Raw genomic sequence first — 23,370 nt, forward strand, 5'->3', positions numbered from 1 at the left:
CGCCTCTCCCGAAATTGCCGAAAGATGGCGGTCTGCTATACTGAAATGTATGAATGGATCCGACCCCAGCTGGGATCTCTACCGGACCTTTCTCGCCGTGCTGCGGGAAGGGTCGCTGTCGGCTGCCGCGCGTGCACTGGGGCTGACCCAGCCGACCATCGGCCGTCATGTCGACGCGCTGGAACAGGCGGTCGGGGTGCAGTTGTTCACCCGGTCGCTGCATGGGCTGCAACCGACGGAAGCGGCGCTGGATCTGAAACCTTATGCCGAGACCTTGGCTGCGACCACGGCGGCGCTGCTGCGGGCGGCATCGGGGCCCGGTGACCGAGTGGCGGGCGTCGTGCGGGTGACGGCAAGCGAGGTGGTGGGTGTGGAGGTATTGCCACCAGTGGTGGCGGCACTTCAGGCACGCCATCCCGATCTGGTGATCGAGCTTGAACTGTCGAACGCGCTGGAAGATCTGCTGCGCCGCGATGCCGATATCGCGGTCAGGATGGTGGTGCCAACTCAGGACGCGCTGGTGGTGCGGCGACTGGGGGTGATTGCCCTGGGCCTGCATGCGCATCGGCATTATCTGGACCGACACGGCACCCCTATGCGGATCGAGGATCTGGCCAGGCATCGGGTGATCGGCTTCGACCGCGAGACCCATGCCATCAGGCGCATGCGGAGGGGTGCGGGCTCTGCCGCCGGGGCACTCGACCGGTCGCGCTTCGCGGTGCGCAGCGACAGCGATCTGGCACAACTGGCCGCGATCCGGGCCGGCTGTGGTATCGGCATCTGTCAGGTGCCGCTGGCGGCGCGGGATCCGCGGCTGGTGCGGGTGCTGGGCGATGCGGTCGATCTGCCGCTTGAGACCTTTCTCGCCATGCACGAGACCCTGCGCGATAACCGGCGTTGCCGTGTGATGTTCGACGCCCTGGCCCAGGGGCTGATGCGCCATATCGCCGGCCGGGCGCCGGTCGCGGCAGTCGAAGAAGGGCCGGCGACATGATCGACTGGACCGAGGAGGGCGTCGTGCTGGCGGCACGGCGGCATGGTGAGGCGGATGTTCTGCTCTCGGCCCTGACCGCCGGGCATGGCCGGCATATGGGGCTGGTGCGGGGCGGCGCGGGGCGACGGCTGCGGGGCGCGCTGGAACCGGGCAACCGGCTGCGCATGACCTGGAAGAGCCGTCTCGATGCCCAGCTTGGCGCCTTCACCATTGAACCGGTCGATGAAGTCGTGGGCCGTCTGATAGACGATGCCGACCGTCTGACCGCACTTGGCGCCATGGCAGCCGTGCTCGACCGGGTGCTGCCCGACCGCCAGACGGTGCCCGGGCTGTTCGAACGCACGCAGGCGCTGATCCTGGCGCTTGAGCATGCGCCGCTCGCTGTCTGGGGCGCCTTGTTCGTGATGCATGAACGTGATCTTCTGGCCGAGATGGGCTTCGGGCTGGACCTCGCGCGCTGTGCGGTGACAGGGGGCACGGATGATCTGGCCCATGTGTCGCCGCGGACCGGCCGTGCGGTGTCGCGGGGGGCCGGTCGACCCTATGCCGACCGGCTGTTGCCGCTGCCATCCTTCCTGAACGACATGACCTTTCTGCATGATGTCGATCCCGCCATCGACCGGCGATCGATGGTGGGCAGCCCTGCGGGGCCACCGCTCGCCGAGATCGTTGACGGCATGCGCCTGACGCTTTACTTCCTCGATCGACATGGATTTGCCGGCGCCGGCCGACCACCGCCGCCGTTGCGGGTCACCCTGGCCGAGCGCCTGGCGCGACGTGTGGCCGGCGCCCGTCCATCTCCGGCAGACGCCGGCGACACACCCACCACCCGATGAAGGCCCGCACCGTGACCAGGGAGATCCGATGAGCGACCAGACGGAAGGCCCGCTGAATGGCGGGCTGATCGAAAGCGTACCCCTGGCCGACGCGCTGGGTGAGCGTTATCTGGCATATGCCCTGTCGACGATCACCTCCCGCTCGCTGCCCGATGTCCGTGACGGATTGAAACCGGTGCAGCGGCGCCTGCTCTATGCCATGCGGCAGCTGAAGCTGGACCCGGCGCAGGGGTTCAAGAAATGCGCCCGCGTCGTGGGTGACGTGATCGGCAAATACCACCCGCATGGCGACAGCTCGGTCTATGACACCATGGTCCGGCTGGCCCAGGATTTCGCCTTGCGGTATCCGCTGGTCGATGGCCAGGGCAATTTCGGCAACATCGACGGCGATAACGCGGCGGCGATGCGCTATACCGAGGCCCGGCTGACCGAGGTGGCAATGCTGCTGCTTCAGGATCTGGACCGCGACACCGTCGGTTTCCGGCCCAATTACGACGGCACCGACGAGGAACCGGTGGTGCTGCCGGCGGGCTTCCCCAACCTGCTGGCCAATGGTGCCACCGGCATCGCGGTGGGTATGGCGACCAGCATTCCGCCGCATAATGCGGCCGAACTGGGAGAGGCGGCACGGCTGCTGCTGCGCCACCGCAAGACCGATGCCGCGTTTCCCGAGGGCACCATCGTTCGGCCCGAGGACCGGTATCGTGACTGCAGCCATGAGAGCCTGCTGCAATACGTCCAGGGGCCGGATTTCCCGACCGGCGGCGAGTTGATCGAGCCGAAGGCGGCGATCGCCGAGGCCTATGCGACCGGCAGGGGCGGGTTCAGGGTGCGGGCGCGCTGGAACCGCGAAGACCTGCCCCATGGCCGCTATCAGATCGTGATCACCGAAATCCCGTTCCAGGTGCAGAAGGGGCGGCTGATCGAGCGGGTGGCGGAGCTGCTGGCGGCCAAGAAGCTGGCCCTGCTGGCCGATGTCCGCGACGAGAGCGCCGAGGATCTGCGGATCGTTCTGGAGCCGCGCTCTCGCGAGGTCGACCCCAGGATGCTGATGGAAAGCCTGTTCCGGCAGAGCGATTTCGAAACCCGCTTCAGCCTGAACATGAACGTGCTGGATGGCGAGGGCGTCCCGCAGGTGATGAGCCTGCGCGGCGTGCTTGCGGCCTATATCGAGCATCGGGTCGAGGTATTGCGCCGCCGCACCCGCCACCGGCTGGGCGAGATCAGCCGCCGGCTGGAAGTGCTGCAGGGCCAGTTGATCGCCTATCTGAACCTGGACGAGGTGATCCACATCATCCGCACCGCCGACGATCCGAAGGTGGGGCTGATACGGCGTTTCGAGCTGACCGAGGTTCAGGCCGACGCCATCCTGAACATGCGGCTGCGGGCCCTGCACAAGCTTCAGCAGATCGAGATCGAGCGCGAGAGCAAACAGCTCGCGGCCGAGCAGAAGAAGCTGAAGACGCTGCTGGCCGATGAAGGCCGTCAGCGCGATGTTCTGGACGTGGAATTCGCCGACCTGATCAAGCGCTTCGGCCCCGATACAACGCTGGGCCGCCGCCGCACCACACCGGGCGAGGCACCGGCGACCGACGTCGTGGCGATCGAGGCTCTGGTCGAGCGCGAGCCGATCACGATCGTGCTGTCGACCATGGGCTGGATCAGGGCGATGAAGGGTCATATCGGCCCCGAGCAGGAGCTGCGCTTCAAGGAAGGCGATGCCGAGGCGCTGCGCATCGAGGGCCATACCACCGACAAGATTCTGGTCTTCGCCGATGACGGCCGGGTGTTCACGCTGCTGGGCGACAAACTTCCGCCGGGCCGTGGCTTCGGTGAGCCACTGCGGCTGATGGTGGAACTGGCGGCCGATGCCCACATCGTCACCCTGGCGATGGCCTCGGCGCAGAGCGACCTGTTGCTGGTGGCCTCGGACGGACGCGGCTTCCGGGTGAAGCCCGATGATGTGGTGGCCCAGACCCGGACCGGGCGCCAGGTGCTGGTGCCGGGTGAGGGCCACAAGCTGAAGCTGGTGAAACCGATCGACCCAGCCTCGACCCATCTGGCGATCGTCGGTGAGAACCGCAAGCTCGCGATCTATCCGCTCGATCAGGTGCCGCAGATGACGCGCGGCAAGGGCGTCCGTCTGCAAAGCTATCGCCAGGGCGGCCCCAGTGATGCCAGAGGGCTGAAACTCGATACCCCGCAGGATGGCTTGAGCTGGCAGCGCGGCAGCCAGACCCGCAAGGTGCTGCTGCCCGAACTGGAGCGCTGGATCACCAAGGCCCGTGGCGGCCCTGGTGCCCTGGCGCCGACCGGTTTCCCACGCGACAACCGCTTCACCGACTGACCGGCCCAAAGCATGGACACCTGAAGCATGGACGGCAAAGGCCCGGCGGATATGGATCCGCCGGGCCTTTGCTTGTGTCGATCATGCTTGTGTCGATCACCGGCCACCCGCGCCGGACCGCCCCCCGCCGGACGGCACGGATGGTCCGGTGGCTCAGCGATAGATCAGGTTGGGCAGGAAGGTGGTGATGCCCGGGAAGATCCACAGGATCGACAGCGCGATGATCTGGATCAGCACGAACGGGATCACGCCCTTGTAGATGTCCCAGGTCTTCACCGACGGCGGTGCCACGCCGCGCAGATAGAACAGCGCGAAGCCGAAGGGCGGGGTCAGGAACGATGTCTGCAGGTTCATCGCCATCATCACCCCCAGCCAGATCGGGTTGACGTCCAGCTGCAACAGCACCGGCGCCACCAGCGGCACCACCACGAAGGTGATCTCGATGAAGTCCAGGAAGAAGCCCATCATGAACATGACGAGCATCACCATCAGCAGGGCGCCGAAGGTCCCACCCGGCATGCCGGTCAGGATCTCGTGGACCAGGTCGTCACCACCCAGGCCGCGGAACACCAGCGAGAACAGGGCCGCGCCGATCAGGATGACAAACACCATCGACGTCACCCGGGTGGTGCCGCGCATCACCTCGTTCAGCACGCCGGTGCGCCTGGCGCGGATGATCGAGATGGCGGCCCCCCACGCGATCAGCACCAGCAGCACGGTGGCCAGGATGACGCCGGCCCATTCGACGCCGGTGATCACGCTGCGCTGGATGCGCAAGTCGACAAAGCCGGTCAGCACCAGGATGCCGATCAGCGCCGCGCCGGAAATGTAGATCGGTATCGGGCTGCGTTCCGGGTCGCGCGCGGCACCCAGCATCATCGAGCCGATGGCGCCGACGGCGGCCGCCTCGGTCGGGGTGGCGAGGCCACCCAGGATGGAGCCCAGAACCGCGATGATCAGCACCAGCGGCGGCACAAGGGCGCTGAAGATCCGCTTGCCGAATCCGGCGCCGCGGGCCGCCATGACCTCTTCCTCCGGCAGTGCCGGAGAGCCGGCCGGATTGATGAACGAGGCCAGCACCTGATAGAGAATATACATGCCGACAAGCATCAGGCCCGGGATCAGCGCGCCGGCGAACAGATCGCCGACCGACACCGTATCGGGTGAAAAGATACCCATCTTCAACTGGGCCTGCTGATAGGCCGAGCCCATCACATCGCCCAGCAGAACCAGCACGATCGATGGCGGGATGATCTGGCCGAGTGTGCCTGCCGTCGCGATGGCACCGGTTGCCAGGCGTGGATCATAGCCGCGCTTGAGCATGGTCGGCAGCGCGATCAGGCCCATGGTGACGACAGTGGCGCCGACGATGCCGGTCGAGGCGGCAAGAAGCGCGCCCACAACCGATACCGAGATGCCGAGACCGCCGCGCATGCGCCCGAACAGCAGGCCCATGGTCTCAAGCAGTTCCTCGGCGACCTTGGACCGTTCGAGCATCACGCCCATGAACACGAACAACGGCACCGCGACCAGGGTTTCATTGGTCATGGTGCCGAAGATGCGCTGGGGCAGGAAACTGAGATAGGAGAGGTCGAACACGCCGAGGGCATTGCCCACGACGGCAAAGATGATCGATACGCCGCCAAGGGTGAAGGCGACCGGGAAGCCCATGAGCAGCGCCCCGATCAGGACGGCGAACATGGCGATGTCGAGATAGTCCTTGATCAGCATGTCGTTACACAGCCCCGCCGGTACGAGACTTGTTCGTGTCGTCAATGCCGGCGATCACCAGGATCGAGCGCAGAGCCAGCGCCACACCCTGTATGCCGACCAGGAACGTGAAGACAAGGATCGTGGTCTTGAACAGATAAATGCCGGGCAAGCCGCTGGTTTCGTTTGATGACTCCATCACCGCCCAGGATGATGCGACATACGGATAAGCGACGGTCCAGATGACATAGATGAACGGGGCCAGAAAGACGATGCAGCCGATGAGATCGATGATCGCCTTCTTGCGTGCCTTGGCTTCGCCGTAGAACACGTCCACCCGGACATGCGCGTCATAAAGCAGCGCATAACCCGAGGCGACGAGGAACAGCACGCCGTGCATGATCAGGATCGATTCCTGAACCGCGATCGCACCGACGCCATAGACATAGCGCATCAGCACGATTGCGAACTGCACGATCACCAAAATGAGAGCAAGCCAGGAGATGACTCGTCCGATTCCTTCGTTCACCGCGTCCACGGCGCTTGCAAGCGCTCTGAGGGCATTCACGGTGTTCCCTCCTAGATGGGTTCTTGTGCCTTCGGTGAAGGCGGCGGGCGGGGGAGCGATCGGCCTTGTGTCAGGGCCGAAACGTTGCCCCTTGTATAGAAGAAGTGCCCGGAAAATGCAGTCTTTTTGTCATTTTTTGACTGTTCCATCACCGGTTCCAGTGCGGCGAACGATTCATCTTAAACGAGCCCAAGTAATCGTCGCAAGATGTCGCCTTGACGGCCAAAAATGAAACGTTGTTTCGAACTGCATCCACGGTCACACGTGAAAGTTGTTTTGTTCACGCGTAACTCCACCGATCCGGAGGTTGGGGTTCCGCCATACGAAAATCCGTGCCGCCGCGGTGGAAGTCGCGTCGGCACGGGTTCGGGGCGGTGGCGGAGGCGGGCGCAAGGCCTGCAACCGCCACCGGGGTGTCAGACGGAGAACTTCGGGCCGGCGGCCCGGACGTTCAGATATGGCTGCTCCGCATGCTGGCCCCAGGCCATTGCGTTGTTGCGGAAGCCGTAATAGCTGGCCCAGATCCGCTTCAGCAGATCGTCGCCATTGTTGCGCAGGTCGTTCATCGACGATTCTGCCGCCTGGCCCAGCGCGCTGTAGACACTGTCGGGGAACGGCGCGACCTTCACGCCATGCTCATTGATCAGCGTGTTCAGCGCGGCGCTGTTGCGCGTGATGAACTCGGCGACACCATCCTGATAGCAGGCGGCGGAGGCCTGACGCACGATCGCCTTCAGATCGTCGGGCAAGGCGTCCCAATGCTTGCGGCCGATGCCCATCTCGATGGTCGCCGACGGCTCGCCGATGCCAGGGGTGTAGTAATTCTTGGCAACGCGGTGCAGACCGAAGGCCAGATCGTTCCACGGCCCGACCCAGTCGGCGGCATCAACCGTGCCCGACTGCAAGGCCTGGAAGATATCGCCACCCGGCAGCTGCACCACATTGCAGCCCAACTGGCGGAAGATCTCGGCGTTGAGGCCGGCGGTGCGGAACTTCAGGCCCTTCAGGTCGTCGGGACTGTTGATTTCCTTGGCGAACCAGCCGCAGGCCTGGGCGCAGGTGTTGACGGCCGGGAAGGCCTTCACCCCAAAGCCCGCATACAGCTCGTCCTGAAGCTTTTCACCCTCGCCAAAGGTCCACCAGGCGTACTGCTCGGCGGCATACAGGCCATAGGGCGCGGTGGTGAAGAAGTGGAAGCCGGGATGCTTGCCGCCATAGTAATAGGCGGCTGAATGAAAGGCCTCGGCGGCACCCTGCTGCACAGCGTCGAACGCACCGAAAGCCGGTACAAGTTCACCCGCCGCATAGACCTTCACGGTCAGGCGGCCGCCACTGGCGGTGGTGATGTACTCGGCGATACGCTCAGCGGCAGTGCCGAGACCCGGGAAGTTTTTCGGCCACGAGGTGACCATGCGCCACTCGATCTTGCCTTGCGCAATGGCCGGTGCCGGAAAATTCGAAGCAGCAACGGCGGCGGCGGCAGCGCCAGCGGCGGCCGATCCCTTGAGGAACGAACGACGATCCATCGATCGGTCTCTCCCTGATGATTTTTTGGCGGTTTGTTTTGATGAACCGGTTGCCCGTCACCTCTGGTCCGAACGGCTCGGGCCGTGATGATGGAACGCGGCATCCCCGATAGCATCACCTGATCCAGCCCCTCCCCACCCATGTGTCTCTGCCATGTGTGGACCCCGGTCAGGCGACCTGAGAGTAGTATAAGGGGTCATTGAGTGAACGCAAGCCGACATGGTCCAATTGGTCAGCAATGTTCACCCTTTGCGGGAGCGGTTTTCATTTCACGTGCACCGCACAATTCAATTGTGCGGTGCAATATTCATCCTGAATGGCCGATGGGAACAGGGCGGCGTCCTCTAAATGCCACCGGTGGTTTTCCACCATGTTTCGGCCATCGTCTTAAGCGGGTATCGATCAGGTGCCGGAGGCTTCGCGACGGGCCCCGTCGACAAAGCGCGGATCCTGGGTACGGATGTTGAAACAGGGCTGCCGGGCATGGCGGTTCCATGCCATGCGCTGCTCGCAAAAGACGTGATAGCTGGATGCGGGGGCATGAGTGCTGGTGGCAGGATGCCTTGTTGTCTCCAGAACGTACCGCGCTGCATCATGAACCATGATGCAGCGCGGTATCGTGGTGTCATGCGGAGCAGGCGTCAGCCGACGGGAATGCCGTCGAACTTGGCCCGCAGGGCCAGATAGCCGCCCTCGGCATTGCTGCCATAGGCGCGCGCCTGCTGAAGATAGGTGAAATATGACTGCCAGGCGCGTTTGGTGACGTCGTCGCCGCGATCCCGCAATTCCAGCGCCACGGCACGGGCACCGTCGGCCATGGCCTGCTGCACCTCATCGGGGAAGGCCCGCACCTGCACGCCATGCTCGGATTTCAGCACCTCCATGGCTTCGGTGTTGCGGGTGAAGTATTCGGTGAAGGCCGCTTCATATTCGGCGCCGCAGGCCGAGCGCACGATCGCCTTCAGGTCGTCGGGCAGCTCGTTCCAGCGCGCCTGGCTCATGCCAAGTTCGGCGACCGCGCAGGGCTCGTTCACGCCGGCGACGTAATAGTTCTTGGTCAGACGATGCAGGCCGAAGGCCAGGTCGTTCCAGGGACCGATCCACTCGGCCGCGTCGACCGTGCCCGACTGCATGGCCTGGAAGATCTCTCCCGGCGGCAGGGTGATGACGTTCACGCCGATCCGGCGCAGGATCTCGGCGTTCAGGCCGGCGGTGCGCATCTTCAGGCCCTTCAGATCCTCGACCGACTTGATCTCCTTCGAGAACCAGCCGGCAGCCTGAACGCCGGTGTTGGTGCACGGAATGGCCTTGATGCCGAAGGGCTTGGTCATCTCGTCCTGGAAGGCCTCGCCGCCGGCATGCAGCCACCAGCCGTGCGCTTCCCACGCGGTCATGCCGAGCGGGATCGAGGTGAACAGCGTCAGCCCGGGATTCTTGCCGGCGAAGTAATAGCTGGGGCTGTGATAGCACTCCGCGGCGCCCTGCTGGACGGCGTCGAAGGTGCCGAAAGCCGGCACCAGTTCACCGGCGCCGAAGACCTTGATCACCAGACGACCGGCGCTCATCGCCTCGATACGCTCCGCCAGGCGGGCGGCCGAGGTGCCGACACCGGGGGAGTTCTTGGGCCACGAGGTGACCATGCGCCATTCGATGCGCGACTGCGCGATGGCCGGTGCCGAGATGCCGCCAGCGGCTGCAGCGGTGGTTGCCGCGGCGGCGGCAACGCCTCCGCGGAGGAATGAACGGCGATTCATTTTTGGACGGGCCTCCCACGTGGATCATGTCGACCCGCAGCACCTCCGGTCCGGTGCGCTGTCTCCCGAAGCGGACCGGATGGATCAGGGGCGGCGTGCCGATGACCGGGCGTTTCCGTCTGCGGGACGGGCGGACCGCGCGGTCATTCTTGGTCGCCGATTATAGGAGGCGTGCGCAGAAAGTGAATAGGTCAACCACGCGCTCGCGCGAAACTCAATGCAGGCGCATCAATCGCACAACCGGAACGAGAAATCTCCACAACGTCCGGCGACATATCCCGGCGGTGGTCAGCGGTTTGCCCGGTGATCAGCGGGGCCCGGTGGTGGCGTCACGGCGCGGGAGGGACTGCCAGGCGCCGTCGATCAATGCCTCCATCGGCGTGAACCGTGCCTTGTAGGCCATCTTGCGGCTTTCGGCGATCCAGTAGCCCAGATACACGTATGGCAGGCCGAGTTCGCGGGCGCGGTCGATGTGCCAGAGCACGACCCGGGTGCCCAGGCTGCGGCGGGATTCGTCGGGATCGTAGAATTTGTAGACGGCCGACAAGCCGTCGCGGACCCGATCGGTCAGGCAGACGGCGATCAGTCGGCTGTCGCCCGCGCGGAATTCGACCATATGGGTATCGATCGGGCTTTCCTCGACCATCATCCGATAGTCGTGGAAGGTCATGGTCGCCATCTCGCCATCGGCGTGTCGGCTGCGCTGATAGCGCAGGAACAGGGCGTATTGCTCTTCGGTCGCAACCAGTGGTGCCACGGCGTGGCTGAGGTCGGCATTGCGGCGCATCACGGTGCGCTGGCTGCGGCTGGGCTCCATCCCTGACACCCGGATGCGCACCGGCACACAGGCCGAGCAGCCGGGACAGGCGGGGCGATAGGCCATGTGCTGTACGCGACGAAAGCCGGAGCGCAGCAGCCAGTCATAGAAGGATTGGGCATTGGGCACGTTCAGGTCCGCCACGACGTCCCGCTCCAGCCGCCCATCGATATAGGGGCAGGGATGGGCCACCGTCATGGTGAACAGGTGCTGCGCCCGATGCGGCCACTCCCTCATGGCAATCTCCGTGGTCGCAATCTGCGGGGCCGGATCGCTGCGCGGCGGCCGGCACGCATCCCTGTCTGAAATATAGCAGGGGCGCGCCGCCGCGACAAACCATGGCAGCGGTCGTGCGGGCCTGCGTGATAGTCCCGTGCCGTCCCGTTGGCCACAGGCGCCCCTCCGGTCTCCGCGGCTGGCCACCTCACATCTGAAGCGAGCCACTTTGGCTGATGTCGTGATCCAGGCGCTGAACTTCCAGCCCTTCTTTCTCCAGCGCCACAATCAGTTCGGCCGCGTGTTCCGGCCCACGGGTTTCCACCACCAGATCGATCTCCACGGCCTTGATCGGCACATGTGAAAACGCCCGCTGGTGATAGACCTCGAGAATATTGGCGCCGGCATCCCCGACCAGCCGCGCCACCAGGGCAAGTTCACCCGGGCGGTCATAGGAAATCACCCGCAGTCGCATGACCTTGCCATCGCGGACCAGACCACGCAGCAGGATCGACGACAGAATGCGGGTGTCGATATTGCCGCCGCTGACCACGATGCCGACGGTCCGGTCCTTGAAGCGGGCCCGATGGGCGGGATCGAGTAAGGCCGCAAGCCCAACCGCGCCTGCCCCCTCGACCACCGTCTTCTCGATTTCGACGAACAGCTGCACGGCGTGCTCGATCGCCTCCTCGCTGACCAGGATCATGTCGTCGACCATCTCGGCGATCACCGCGCGGGTGAACTGGCCCGGGCTCTTGACGGCGATGCCCTCGGCGATCGTCATGCCCTGGGCCGCATGCACCTCGCGGCCAAGGGCCTGGGCCATGAATGGATAGCGATCGGCCTGGATCCCGATCACCTCGATGCCGGGCTTCAGCGCCTTGGCCGCGGCAGCACAGCCGGCGATCAGGCCGCCGCCACCCACAGGTACCAGAAGAACCCCGATCTCGGGCGCCTGTTCCAGCATTTCCAGCGCCACGGTGCCCTGGCCGGCGGCGATCAGCGGATCGTCATAGGGATGGATAAAGGTATAGCCGGCCTCGGCCGCCAGCGTATCCGCCCGTGCCCGTGCTTCTTCCAGGGTGTCGCCTTCCAGCACCACCCGGGCGCCCAGCGCGCGGGTATGGGCGACCTTGGTGAAGGGCGTGAAGCGGGGCATCACAATGGTGGCGGGGATGCCCAGCTTGCGCGCCTGAAGCGCCACGCCCTGTGCGTGATTGCCGGCCGACATGGCGATGACCCCGCGGGCGCGGACAGCATCATCCAGCGCCAGCATGCGGTTCAGCGCCCCGCGTTCCTTGAACGAGGCGGTAAACTGCAGGTTCTCGTATTTGCAGATCACTTTGGCGCCGGTCAGCAGGCTGAGGGTGCGTGACGGCTTGCAGGGCGTGCGCTCGACCGACCCGTCGAGGCGGCGCGCCGCTTCACGGATATCGTCGAGGGGCAGCAATGTTGAGGCGGGCACGGGTGGGGCTCCGGGGGCTGATGGATGCGGTGATGCGAGGCTTGTCGAGAAGGCGCCGGATCAGCCGCCCGGCGTCAGGGTCAGGCGCTGGCCGCCATCCGCGGCCTCGATCACCGACCAGTCGGTGATCATGGGCACGAAAGCCGTGGCGGCCCAACGGTCGGCGAAGCCGTCATAAGAACCGGCCAGCGGGTTGCCGCTCTGACCGGTGCTCTGAATGAACACAGACCGGTTCAGATCCGCCAGATCATAGATCGCGCGATAGCCGGGGCCGTGGGTGGAGTTGAACATGGCCGGCCCCTCGGGGTCGCTGGCCGACCAGCGCTGGGCATTGACCGTAAAGGTGTCCCCGCCGATCGGCTCGGAAATCGCGAACACGTCCTTCAACACCGGCGCCGCCGCCAGCACCCGGTTTTCAGACACGGCCGGATGCGCCTGACCCCAGCGCCATGTCGCCATGTCGTCACCATAGACCCGCACCAGTGCGGCCAGGCCGTCATCCAGCGCCCGGGCGATCTGGACCGCACAGGTCTCGGTCTCGGGGGTCTTGGTGTCGTCGCACCAGACCGGCCGATCGGTCAGCGCCCGCATCAGGAATTCGGCGCGATGACCGCTATAGTCGCCATACAGATCCCCCAGCTCGTCGGCGGCGACGCGCGGCAGCAGGGCACGATACCAGGCTGAGAACACCAGCGGGGCCGTGGCGTCGGCCGCCATGTCGCCATCCCAGCGTTTCAGCATCTGGGCGGTATCGCCCGCAAGGGCGTGGTCGCTGCGGGCATCGCGAAGGCCGGCCAGCATCAGCGGCATGAAGTCGCGCGCCATCAGCGAGGTGGTATCGCCCATCATCGCCTGGAAACTGGCGATGTCATGGGCGGGCGTGGCATCCAGCATCTCGTCGATCCGGTCGGCGCGGTAAGGCGGCGTCCATTCGCGGCTGATGAAATAGGGATAGCCATCGGGCGTGATCCGCTGATTGGCGGTGACGATGCGCCCGTCCTCGGGGTCGGTAAGCTGCGGCAGGTCGTCATAGGGAATCCAGCCGGTCCAGGCGCCTTCATCGGTCCAGCCGCGGGTGGGCAGGAAGCCGTCGCCATTTGCCCGGATCGGCACCCGTGCCGGCGCCAGATAGGCGATCCGGCCGCTGGTATCGGCGAAGACGATGTTCTGCTGCGGCCAGTAGAAATTGCGCAGGCCTTCGCGGAAGCTGGCGAAATCGGTGGCCGTGTTGGCGGCGAAAGCGGCCTGAAGCGTGGGGTCGTCGTCGGTCAGCGCCACCCAGCGGAAGGCGAGAACATGGCGGCGGTCGGTGAGGTCGCTGCCGCCCCTGGCCACGTCGGTCATGATCGGGCCGTTGCGGCTTTCGCGGATGGTGAGTTGCACCGGATCGCCGCCTTTGACCGTGATGGTCTCGGTCCGGGTGGTGAATTCCATCGGCCCCGACGGCGTCTCATAGGTATCGGCGCCCGGTGCCGTCAACCGTTCGATGACGAAGTCCTGGGTATCGGGGCCGGTATTGGTGAAGCCCCAGGCGAAACTGTTGGTGCGGCCCAGCATGATCGTGGGCAGGCCCGGCAGGCTGGCGCCGATCACCTCAAGCCCTGGCGCCGACAGATGTGCCAGATACCATAGCGACGGCGCCGCCAGCCCCAGATGCGGATCATTGGCCAGCAGCGGCTTGCCGCTGCGGGTGTGGGCGCCGGATATGACCCAGTTGTTCGAGCCGATACCGTCGATCGGCGGTGCCGCACCATCGTCGAGCAGATTTGCGAAGCTGGTGTTGCGATAGACGTCCGCCAGAGCGTCCAGCCCACCGATGTCGGCGATCTCGGGCAAGGCGACATTGCCGCCTTCCACATAATCGGGCCACAGGTCGGCGATCTGCTCAACCGTGATGCCGGCGGCGATCATCCGCGCCCGCAGCAACTCGTCGCGCCAGTTCTTGGCCAGATCCCAGGCCATCATCTTCAGCCAGACCAGGCTGTCGGCTGGCGTCCAGGGTGACGGCGTGATGCCCGTCAGCACGAATTCCAGCGGCCAGGCGCCATCATGGCCGGCGATCTGGGCATTGATGCCGGCGACATAGGCATCGAGGCGACCGCGGGTTTCGGCGTCCAGGCGGTCATAGGTGCGGGCGGCGTGCTGATAGACGCCGGTGGTGCGGATGAACCGGTCGATGCCGATGGTCGATGCCCCGGCGATCTCGGACAGCCGTCCCGAGCCGGCCCGGCGCTGGAACTCCATCTGCCACAGCCGGTCCTGGGCATGCAGATAACCCAGCGCGAACAGGGCGTCCTCGATGCTGCCGGCCTTGATATGAGGGATGTGCTCGGCATCGCGGATGACGGTGACCTCGCCCTTCAGGCCGTTGAGCGTGATCCGCCCCTCGGTTTCGGGCAGGCTGGTCCGCAGCCACAGGCCGCCGATCACCACGGCAGCCACGATCAGAAATATCAGGCCGCCAAGAATTCGACCGATCCAGCGCATGCAGCTTCGTTCCTTGGTCAACGGACAACGCCGGCCGCGTATCCTGCGGCCGATGGTCGCCAGTCTGCGCGAGCGCCGCATTCCGATCAACCTTGGCGTCACCCGGGATGACAGCCATCGACATCGCGGCGCCACCGCACGGAGCGGGCGTTGTCACGCAATTGGTCGCGGTATCGCAATCGAGATGCCATATGGTGTCCGGAAGGGTGTGGTGCCCGGGCGCGTGTGCTGTCAGCGCGCCTGTGCCCGGCCGCCCCTGATCGACCCCTGCCATTCACAGGAGCCGCCTGCCGATGTCCGACATCTTCTCGACCCGCCGTCGTTCCGCACCCGGCCGCTTTGCGGATGTCGACAGCATGGTCGCCCGGCTCAAACCCAGCTATCCGGTCTATTGCCTGAAGCCTGCCAAGCTGACATCCGCCGCCCGCCGCTTCGTCGAGGGCTTTCCGGGCGAGGTGCTGTATGCGGTGAAGTGCAATCCGGAGCGGACTGTCATCCGCACGCTGTATGAAGCCGGGATCAGTGGCTTCGACGTGGCATCCCTGGTGGAAGTGGCCCTGGTCGCCGATCTTTATGAAGATGCGGAGCTGCATTTCCATCATCCGATCAAGAGCCGGGCGGCCATCGCCAATGCCTTTCGGGTCTATGGCGTGGACCGCTTCGCCGTCGACCATGCCGACGAGGTTCTGAAGATCCATGCCGAAACCCGGGGCAAGCCCGCCACCATGATGGTGCGGCTGACCACCGACAGCAGCCGCAGCACCTATGATCTGTCGGCCAAATTCGGCGCCACCCTGGCTGACGCCACGGCGATGATGCGCCAGGCTCATGATCTGGGCCATGGCGTGGGCTTATATTTTCATGTCGGCTCGCAATGCCCCGATCCGGTCGCCTATGACGAGGCACTGGAGACGGTGCGGCAGGCGATGGCGGCGGTGCCCGATATTCCGGTGACGGCGATCGATGTCGGTGGCGGATTTCCCGGGCAATACGACATGGGCGAGATGCCGCCGCTCCGGGATTATTTCGCCGCCGTCCGCCGCGGCCTCGCGACGCTGCCACTGCAGCCGGGCCGGCGCATCCTGTGCGAGCCGGGCAGGGCGCTGGTCGCTGACGGCCTGTCGCTGGTGGTCCAGGTGCATCTGCGCAAGGGCGACCGGCTGTACATCAATGACGGTATCTATGGCAGCTTGTCCGAGACGGTGACCGGGCATCTGCGCTTCCCCGCCCGCGCGATCCGCCCCGTCGGGCAGCCGCTTGCCGGCGAGCGCCTGCCGTTCACGATTTTCGGCCCGACCTGCGATTCAACCGACGTCCTGCCCGAGCCGCTGGTGCTGCCGGCCGACATCCGTGAAGGCGACTGGATCGAGATCGACACCATCGGCGCCTATTCGAACGCGCTGGCGACCCGCTTCAACGGCTTTCTGCCCGAAGCGGTGGTCGAGATCGGCGACGTGCCGGTCCGTGTCACGGGGCAGGCCGCGATCGATACGGCCGGGCTTGCTGCCGGCGGGCGCCGATAGGCCGGGGGCGGTAAGCCGGTACCGGTGAGGGCCCCATTCTTCCTTCACCGCGCCGGCCTTCACCGCACCGGCCTTCACCGCGCCGGCCTTCACCGCGCCGGCCTTCACCGCGCCGGCCTTCACCGCGCCGGCCTTCACCGCGCCGGCCTTCACCGCGCCGGCTNTCACCGCGCCGGCCTTCACCGCGCCGGCTCGTCAGCGGACGCTGAGCTGAACGTCGAAGCTGCCATTGCCCGGCAGGCCGGTATAGGCCGCGCGCACGGTCTGGCCTTCCTTCAGCGGCAGCGGACGGCTGAGCGAGCCGAGGGCGATGACGTCACCCGGCTTCAGGCTTTCCCCGCGCGCCTTCAGATGCCCGACCAGCCAGACCACCGCGTTCAGCGGGTGGCCCAGGATGGCTGAGGTCCGGCTTTCGACGATGGCGCCGTTATGGCCGTCGGTGGTGCGCACCGTCAGGTTCGACAGCGCGGCCACGAAGTCGGGCGAGGTCTGCATGGCCACCGGCTTGCCGATCACGCCCGCGCGCACGCCGGCATTGATCATGGCGAGCGTGCCGGCGGTCAGCGGCTCCCCCGCCGCCAGCAGCAGGTCGGGCACGTCCAGATAGCCCGCGATGCTGGCGATATGGGCCGCGGCTTCGATCGGATTGGTGGCCTGCATGATGCCGGCATCCTTCACCGTCACCGCCAGATCCACCTCGATCGAGGCGCGGGCGCCGATGTCGCGCGCGATGTCGGCCCCGGTCTCGCTGATCTGGCCGGCGAAGATCCGGCCGGCGATCGGCTCGCGGGTGCCGAACATCTCCTGCGAGGTGCGGGCGGTCAGCATCACTTTCCAGCCGATCTGCGCGGGCCGCGACGGCATGGCCGTGGCCAGAAAGCGTTCACGCGCGGCATAGCCTTCGGCCAGCGTCAGGTCGACCGACGGCGCCTTGGGCTGCACGCGCGCCAGATAGCCGCGGCCGAGGCGGTCGGCTTCTTCCGCCACCTTGGGCGGCAGGCTGGGCAGCACTCTGATGCTGCCGGCCGGCTGGCCCGCGGCGGCTTGCTCCGTGCCGGCCGCCCCCGGAACCACCGGGGCCTGCGGCATCTGCGGCGCCGTTGCCGGCGGCACCACCGGCAGACGCACGGCCGGTGGTGCCGCCGGGTTCTGCACCTGCTGCTGGGCCAGGGCCGTGAACGGGGCAAGCGCCACCAGCGCCACGGTCAGAGAGGCGGAAAGGCGGGACGGGATCGTCATCACCGGGCAAGGACTCCAGGGCGTCAGAGGGTGTCAGCGGTTGATCTTGGCGGCGACGTCGCGGGCGAAATAGGTCAGCACGCCGGCGGCGCCCGCGCGCTTGAAGCCAAGCAGGCTTTCGACCACCACCTTTTCGCCGTCGAGCCAGCCATTGGCAATGGCGGCACGCAGCATGGCGTATTCGCCGCTGACCTGATAGGCGAAGGTGGGGACGCCGAATTCCGCCGACACCCGCTGAAGCACGTCCAGATAGGGCATGCCCGGCTTCACCATCACCATATCCGCGCCTTCGGCCAAATCCAGCGCCACCTCGCGCAGGGCCTCGTCGGTGTTGGCGGGGTTCATCTGATAGGTGCGCTTGTCGGCGGCGCCCAGATTGCCCGACGACCCGACCGCATCACGGAACGGACCATAGAAGGCCGAGGCGAATTTGGCGGCATAGGCCATGATCCCGCAGCCGTCGAAGCCATCGGCGTCCAGCGCGTCGCGGATCGCGCCGATCCGGCCATCCATCATATCCGAGGGGGCGATGACGTCGGCCCCGGCGCCGGCCTGCACCAGCGACTGCCGGCACAGCATGTCGACGGTGGGGTCGTTCAGGATGCGGCCATCCTCGACGATGCCGTCCTGGCCGTGGCTGGTATAGGGGTCGAGGGCGGCGTCGACGATGATCCCGATATCGGGCACGGCGTCCTTGATCGCGCGGATGGCGCGGCAGGTGAGATTGTCGGGGTTCGCGGCCTCACGCCCGTCGGGGGTCTTCAGCGCCTGCTGGATGGATGGAAACAGCGCCACCGCCGGGATGCCCAGCGCGTGGGCCTCGCGCACCGCCTTGACCGCACGGTCGATCGACAACCGCTCCACACCCGGCATCGATGTCACCGGTTCGGCCACGTCGCTGCCGTCGACCACGAAGAACGGCCAGATCAGATCGTCGGGCGACAGCCGGTTCTCGGCCACCAGCCGACGCCACCAGTCGGTCCGGCGGTTGCGGCGCATGCGGGTGCGGGGAAAACGCCCGAGGGCGGCGCTGGTCGATGGCACGGCACGATCACTCCTGGCAACGCGGTCTTTTTTCCGGGGGCGGTCATTGGGGCGGCCGCCTTGGGCCTGAGAATGCACCGCGAGGCCTGCTTCGTAAACGGCGGGCTGCACGGCGCGGCATCGAATCCCGCCGTCTGTGGCCGAAATTGACAGGCAAAGGATGGCCACTATGATGCCCCGCATATCATGTGCCGCAACCGGATGGCCGCCAGAGCCATCGTGATCCAGCATCGAGGAAACCAGATGAGCGACGCGCAGATCCTGTTCGACCGGTCCGGGGCGGCCGGAATCGTAACCCTGAACCGGCCCAAGGCTCTGAACGCGCTGACCCTGCCGATGATCCGCCTGATGGCACCGCAGATGCAGGCCTGGGCCGGCGATGACAATGTGGGCGTGGTCGTCGTCCGCGGTGCACCGCGCCCCGATGGCCGGCCGGCCTTCTGCGCCGGGGGCGATGTGCGGGCGCTTTGGGACGAGCGCGAGGATCCGACAAGCACCCTCGCCGCCGAATTCTTCGGCGAGGAATACACCCTGAACCGCGAGATCTTCCGGTTTCCGAAGCCCTATGTGTCGCTGATCGACGGCGTGGTGATGGGCGGCGGTGTCGGGCTGTCGGTGCATGGCCGCTGGCGCGTGGCGACCGAGAACACCCTGTTCGCCATGCCGGAAACCGCGATCGGCATGCTGCCGGATGTGGGCGGCACCTATATCCTGCCACGGCTCCCGGGCTTGTCCGGCACCTATCTGGCGCTGAGCGGCGCGCGATTGAAGGCGGCCGATTGTCTGGCACTGGGTATCGCCACCCATTTCGTGCCGGCGGCACAGCTGGATGCGCTGACCGCCGCCCTGACGGCGATTGCCCCCGGTGCCGGCGCCGATGCCGCGGTCGAAGCGGTGCTGGGACAGTTTTCCGATGCGGGTGCGGCGGGCACGCCCGGTATCACTCAGCATCTGCCGGTGATCAATGCCTGCTTCGCCGGTGACGATATGGCCGGCATCCTGAACAGGCTTCAGACCGAGGGCGGCGAATGGGGCCAGGCGGTCGCCAGGGAGCTGGCGCACAAATCACCGACCAGCATGGTCGTGGCCCTGCGTCAGATGCGCGTCGGTGGCAACCTGTCCTTCGAGGATTGCATGACCACCGAGTTCCGCGTGGCCACCCGCATCGTGCGCAGCCACGACTTTGCCGAGGGCATCCGCTCGGTGCTGGTCGACAAGGACCACAGCCCCAAATGGTCGCCGGAGCGGGTTCAGGACGTCGATCCCGCGACGATCGACGCGCTTTTTGCGCCGCTGGGCAAGCGCGATCTCACTTTTGCCTAAAATTCTACCGGCCGCGCGCTTTCAGGCGCGCGGCCGTCTTGACTTCGGCGCGCGGGTCGAGATGATCGCCTATTGGCCGCAGCACCGTCGACGGATCGCCGGGACGCGGTCTGTTCGCCACGCGGCCCGCTTGGCGTGCGTCAGCCTGGACGGGATGGCCCGTCCGGCCCGTTCGCCGTTCAGCACCCGCCGGGCAATGCCGAGGACACTGTGCGACAGTCGTATTTGGAGACCATTCGTCTGATCGAGCGGCTGCATCGCCGCTTTCTGGACGTGATCAAGGCCGAGCTGGACCGCCTTGGTATCAACGATATCAATAACGTCCAGGCCTTGATCCTGTCGAATATCGGCGAGGAACAGCTCACCATCGGCGAGCTGACTGTGCGCGGCTATTATCTGGGCTCGAACGTTTCCTATAACGTGAAGAAGCTGGTCGAGAACGACTATCTCGAACAGGAACGGTCTCCGCATGACAAGCGCGCCATGCGCATCCGCCTGACCCGTAAGGGCCGTGAGCTGTGCGACCGGGTGAGCGAGCTGTATGAGCGCAACTGCGCCGCGCTGGAAAAGGGCGTGATGGAGGAGGTCGCCCTGGCCGAGGTGAACGAGAGCCTGCGGACCCTGGAGCGGGTCTGGTCGGATTACATCAATTACGGCCGGTTCTGAGAGATGATCGAAGGTCGCATCCGCTCCGGGTGGGCCTGATCCGGGGGGCCTGACCGGGGTGGGCTTGGCCGGGGTGGGCTTGGCCGGCGACGACGATATCACCGTACCGACATGACAACGGGGCGCCCGGCTTGACCGGAGCGCCCCGTTGTCGTTTCAGGACCGGGTCGTCGTGTATCAGGCCAGATGGGGGATCAGAGGCCGGACAGCACCGGAGCCAGATAGCCGGGCAGGGACATGAGCCCGGTATGGATGCCCCGGTCATAATAGCGCGTGGTGAAGGGGCGATTGTCGATATCGTCCCACCGCACGCCATCGCCCAGCCGCCGGCCCTTGCGGGCGATGGAGCTGGACCAGGTGCCGCCACCATAGATGACGGTCGGATAGGTCATGGGATGGCTGTCGGCGAAGCCGGCCCCGCGCAGACAGCGGTGGATCTCAGCCAGCCGGCCCTGATGGAACAGGGGCGATTCGCTCTGCACGACCACCAGGCCGCCATCGGTCAGGATGCGGTGGCAATCGGCATAGAAGGTGGCGCCGAACAGGCCTTCGGCCGGCCCGACCGGATCGGTGCTGTCGACGATGATCACGTCATAGCTGGCATCAGCCGCATCGCGCACCCAGGCGACCCCGTCCTCGAAGCGGATCGCGGCGCGTGGGTCGCCGTTCGAGGCTGTGAGCGCCGGAAAGAAGCGCTCGGCCACCCGGACCACCCGTTCATCGATCTCGACCATGTCGACATGGTCGATGTCGCCATGCCGCAGCACCTCGCGCAGCACACCGCAATCGCCGCCGCCGATGATCAGCACCCGCCGGGGGCGGGCATGGATGAACAGGGCCGGGTGCGCCATGACCTCGTGATAGAAGAACTCGTCCTTGTCCGACACGTTCACGAAGCCGTCCAGCACCATCGCGGTGCCGAAACCGGTGGTGCGGAACACTTCCAGGCGCTGGAAGGGGGTCACCTCGGCATGCAGAACCTCTGCCACCTGAAGGCTGTACTGAAAGCCGGTACCGGCCATGCGCTCAGTGAACCAGAGTTCACTTTCCGCGGCCGCCGTGATGCGTTCCATGGGATCTGTCTGCCTTCCTGCCAACGGGTCGGTCCGGGCCCCGTGGTGTCGCGATACGGCACGGGGCTTCGTGAGGCTGTGTGTCAGCCGTTCACGACCTTCCGGTCGAGGGGCGTTTGCGTGCGGCGGCCAGCCAGCATCGCCTGATGTCCGCGCTCCAGCGACATGCTGGAGAAGGTGCCGGACTTCAGGGCCACGCGCAGATAGTCGAATGCGTGTTCCGTATGCAGGCTGTCGCCGCATGTGAACAGGTCGACCGCCGCATAGCCATATTCGGGCCAGGTATGGATGGCCAGATGGCTTTCGGCGATGATGATCGCGCCGCTGACACCCAGCGGCGAGAAGTGATGGAAGGTATGGGTGACGATGGTTGCCTTGGCGCGCTTGGCCGCCTCCAGCATCACATCCGTCACATAGTCGACATCTGCCAGAAGATCGCCGTCACAATCGTAGAATTCAGCGATGATCTGATGTCCGAGAGCCTTCACGGCACACCCCCCTTTTCAGAGAAGGTAGCGATCCACCCCAGGTCTCACGCCACAGTTCGTTACACACCCAAGAGGACGAAAGCCGGGCCGTCCGACATCTGTTCGTCGGGATACGGTCCGGCCGCTTGAACGGGGCGCCGGCATTGCCTGGGCGCCCGGATAAAGTGGCTGGAAACTATGGACGGGGGGCGGGGGTGTCAACCGAATTTCTTGTGACGTCGGTATGGCGACTGTCGCGAGGACGACGGACGCGGGGGGTTATGCGCTTGTATGCTGACAACATCCGGCGGCAGGCGCCATCATGCCAGGGCGCCCATAACGACCAGTTCATAAGCCGGGAGGAGACAAAGAATCAATGACGACAGAGTTTTATGATCAGAGCTTTACCCGCCGCCGCATCACGGTCGATGACGGTACGACGATCAATCTCGTGTCCGGCGGCAAGGGGCCTCCCCTGCTGCTGCTGCATGGCTATCCGGAAAGCCATGTGATGTGGCACCGGGTGGCGCCGCTGCTGGCGCCGCATTTCGAGTTGGTGATCCCGGACCTGCGCGGCTATGGCGACAGCGACAAACCGGCGGGTGACGAGGCCCATGCCCGCTATTCCAAGCGCCGCATGGCCCTGGACATGGCCCAGGTGATGACGGCGCTCGGCCATGAGCGGTTCAGCGTCGCCGGGCATGATCGCGGCGCGCGCGTCACCCATCGCCTGTTGCGGGATCATGAAGCGCGGGTGGTGCGGGCCTCGGTGATGGATATCGTACCCACACTGGACATCTATGAGGCGACCGACCGCACCATCGCCACCAGTTATTTCCACTGGTTCTTTCTGATCCAGGATGACGGGCTGCCCGAGCGGCTGATCGCCGGCGACCCAGGCTATCTGCTGGACTGGGCATTGAACCGGCTGTGTGTGGATCCTGCGGCGATCGGCGCCGATGAGCGGGAAGAGTACAAGCGCTGGTTCGTGTTGCCCGAAACAATTCACGCCACCTGTGAAGACTATCGTGCCGGCGCCACCATCGACCTGGACCATGACCGCGCCGATCGCGACCATCGCCTTTCGGTGCCGTTGCTGGTGCTGTGGGGCGCGCACCGGCTGGTGGGCAAACGGTTCGACCCGCTGGCGATCTGGCGGCAATATGCCACCGCGGTCGAGGGTGAGGCGATCGATTGCGGCCATTTCCTGCCCGAAGAGGCGCCGGAGGCCGTGGCGGCGCGGATGATCACCTTCTTCGGGGCTGCCTGACAGCGGGCTTCGGGGCTGCCTGACAGCGGGCGGCTGCCTGGTCG

The 23,370-nt window shown here is 65.7% G+C and carries 18 protein-coding genes; 7 read left to right on the plus strand and 11 right to left on the minus strand.

Going from position 1 to position 23,370, the window contains the following annotated elements:
* The first annotated feature begins 49 nt into the window (after nt 1–49).
* From IEW15_RS12055 to parC, 3 genes are read left to right on the plus strand one after another with little or no spacing between them, the layout of a single operon-like run.
* On the plus strand, nt 50–994 hold the full coding sequence (locus tag IEW15_RS12055) for a LysR family transcriptional regulator (RefSeq protein ID WP_188578161.1): 945 nt from the start codon (nt 50–52) through the stop codon (nt 992–994).
* Nucleotides 991–1,830, plus strand: a complete 840-nt coding sequence (recO, locus tag IEW15_RS12060) for a DNA repair protein RecO (protein ID WP_229708038.1) — start codon at nt 991–993, stop codon at nt 1,828–1,830. The genes IEW15_RS12055 and recO overlap by 4 nt, the downstream gene beginning before the upstream one ends.
* Nucleotides 1,831–1,858: 28 nt before the next feature.
* Complete coding sequence (gene parC / locus IEW15_RS12065) at nt 1,859–4,177, plus strand: DNA topoisomerase IV subunit A (protein ID WP_188578163.1); 2,319 nt, start codon at nt 1,859–1,861, stop codon at nt 4,175–4,177.
* A 153-nt stretch (nt 4,178–4,330) separates the two neighbouring features.
* Here parC and IEW15_RS12070 read toward each other — a convergent pair whose 3' ends face one another.
* From IEW15_RS12070 to IEW15_RS12100, 7 genes are all read right to left on the minus strand, one after another.
* Nucleotides 4,331–5,908: a TRAP transporter large permease gene (locus IEW15_RS12070; protein WP_188578165.1), complete on the minus strand. Its 1,578-nt coding sequence runs from the start codon at nt 5,906–5,908 to the stop codon at nt 4,331–4,333.
* Nucleotides 5,909–5,912: 4 nt separating this feature from the next.
* Nucleotides 5,913–6,455 (minus strand): TRAP transporter small permease subunit, encoded by a 543-nt coding sequence (locus tag IEW15_RS12075; RefSeq protein WP_188578167.1) that lies wholly within the window; start codon nt 6,453–6,455, stop codon nt 5,913–5,915.
* Between the two features lie 416 nt (nt 6,456–6,871).
* The gene (locus IEW15_RS12080; RefSeq protein ID WP_188578169.1) at nt 6,872–7,981 is read right to left on the minus strand and encodes a TRAP transporter substrate-binding protein; all 1,110 of its coding nucleotides are present in this window, start codon (nt 7,979–7,981) and stop codon (nt 6,872–6,874) included.
* A gap of 642 nt (nt 7,982–8,623) precedes the next feature.
* Nucleotides 8,624–9,736, minus strand: a complete 1,113-nt coding sequence (locus IEW15_RS12085) for a TRAP transporter substrate-binding protein (protein WP_188578172.1) — start codon at nt 9,734–9,736, stop codon at nt 8,624–8,626.
* Between the two features lie 307 nt (nt 9,737–10,043).
* Nucleotides 10,044–10,790 (minus strand): arginyltransferase, encoded by a 747-nt coding sequence (locus IEW15_RS12090; protein ID WP_188578174.1) that lies wholly within the window; start codon nt 10,788–10,790, stop codon nt 10,044–10,046.
* Between the two features lie 187 nt (nt 10,791–10,977).
* Complete coding sequence (locus tag IEW15_RS12095) at nt 10,978–12,234, minus strand: threonine ammonia-lyase (RefSeq protein WP_229708039.1); 1,257 nt, start codon at nt 12,232–12,234, stop codon at nt 10,978–10,980.
* A 60-nt stretch (nt 12,235–12,294) separates the two neighbouring features.
* Nucleotides 12,295–14,721 carry a penicillin acylase family protein gene (locus tag IEW15_RS12100; RefSeq protein WP_188578176.1) on the minus strand — a complete coding sequence of 809 codons (2,427 nt, stop codon included), beginning with the start codon at nt 14,719–14,721 and terminating at the stop codon, nt 12,295–12,297.
* 293 nt (nt 14,722–15,014) lie between these two features.
* Between IEW15_RS12100 and IEW15_RS12105 the strand changes: the two genes are divergently transcribed.
* Nucleotides 15,015–16,244 carry a type III PLP-dependent enzyme gene (locus IEW15_RS12105; RefSeq protein ID WP_229708040.1) on the plus strand — a complete coding sequence of 410 codons (1,230 nt, stop codon included), beginning with the start codon at nt 15,015–15,017 and terminating at the stop codon, nt 16,242–16,244.
* A gap of 195 nt (nt 16,245–16,439) precedes the next feature.
* Here IEW15_RS12105 and IEW15_RS12110 read toward each other — a convergent pair whose 3' ends face one another.
* Together IEW15_RS12110 and hemB are read right to left on the minus strand one after the other, a co-directional pair.
* Nucleotides 16,440–17,483, minus strand: a complete 1,044-nt coding sequence (locus tag IEW15_RS12110; protein ID WP_188578178.1) for a 2-keto-4-pentenoate hydratase — start codon at nt 17,481–17,483, stop codon at nt 16,440–16,442.
* Nucleotides 17,484–17,516: 33 nt separating this feature from the next.
* Complete coding sequence (gene hemB / locus IEW15_RS12115; RefSeq protein ID WP_268237159.1) at nt 17,517–18,527, minus strand: porphobilinogen synthase; 1,011 nt, start codon at nt 18,525–18,527, stop codon at nt 17,517–17,519.
* Nucleotides 18,528–18,770: 243 nt separating this feature from the next.
* Between hemB and IEW15_RS12120 the strand changes: the two genes are divergently transcribed.
* Together IEW15_RS12120 and IEW15_RS12125 are read left to right on the plus strand one after the other, a co-directional pair.
* Entirely contained in the window at nt 18,771–19,850 is a 1,080-nt protein-coding gene (locus IEW15_RS12120; protein ID WP_188578181.1) for an enoyl-CoA hydratase/isomerase family protein, read from the plus strand.
* 210 nt (nt 19,851–20,060) lie between these two features.
* On the plus strand, nt 20,061–20,516 hold the full coding sequence (locus IEW15_RS12125) for a MarR family winged helix-turn-helix transcriptional regulator (protein WP_188578183.1): 456 nt from the start codon (nt 20,061–20,063) through the stop codon (nt 20,514–20,516).
* 194 nt (nt 20,517–20,710) lie between these two features.
* Here IEW15_RS12125 and speE read toward each other — a convergent pair whose 3' ends face one another.
* Together speE and speD are read right to left on the minus strand one after the other, a co-directional pair.
* Complete coding sequence (speE, locus tag IEW15_RS12130; RefSeq protein WP_188578185.1) at nt 20,711–21,589, minus strand: polyamine aminopropyltransferase; 879 nt, start codon at nt 21,587–21,589, stop codon at nt 20,711–20,713.
* A gap of 83 nt (nt 21,590–21,672) precedes the next feature.
* On the minus strand, nt 21,673–22,077 hold the full coding sequence (speD, locus tag IEW15_RS12135) for an adenosylmethionine decarboxylase (protein WP_188578188.1): 405 nt from the start codon (nt 22,075–22,077) through the stop codon (nt 21,673–21,675).
* Nucleotides 22,078–22,432: 355 nt separating this feature from the next.
* Here speD and IEW15_RS12140 point away from each other — a divergent pair, with 355 nt between their 5' ends.
* Nucleotides 22,433–23,326 carry an alpha/beta fold hydrolase gene (locus IEW15_RS12140; RefSeq protein ID WP_188578190.1) on the plus strand — a complete coding sequence of 298 codons (894 nt, stop codon included), beginning with the start codon at nt 22,433–22,435 and terminating at the stop codon, nt 23,324–23,326.
* Nucleotides 23,327–23,370 lie beyond the last annotated feature (44 nt).

Source organism: Tistrella bauzanensis (genome assembly GCF_014636235.1).
In the GTDB taxonomy this organism is placed as follows: Bacteria; Pseudomonadota; Alphaproteobacteria; order Tistrellales; family Tistrellaceae; genus Tistrella; species Tistrella bauzanensis.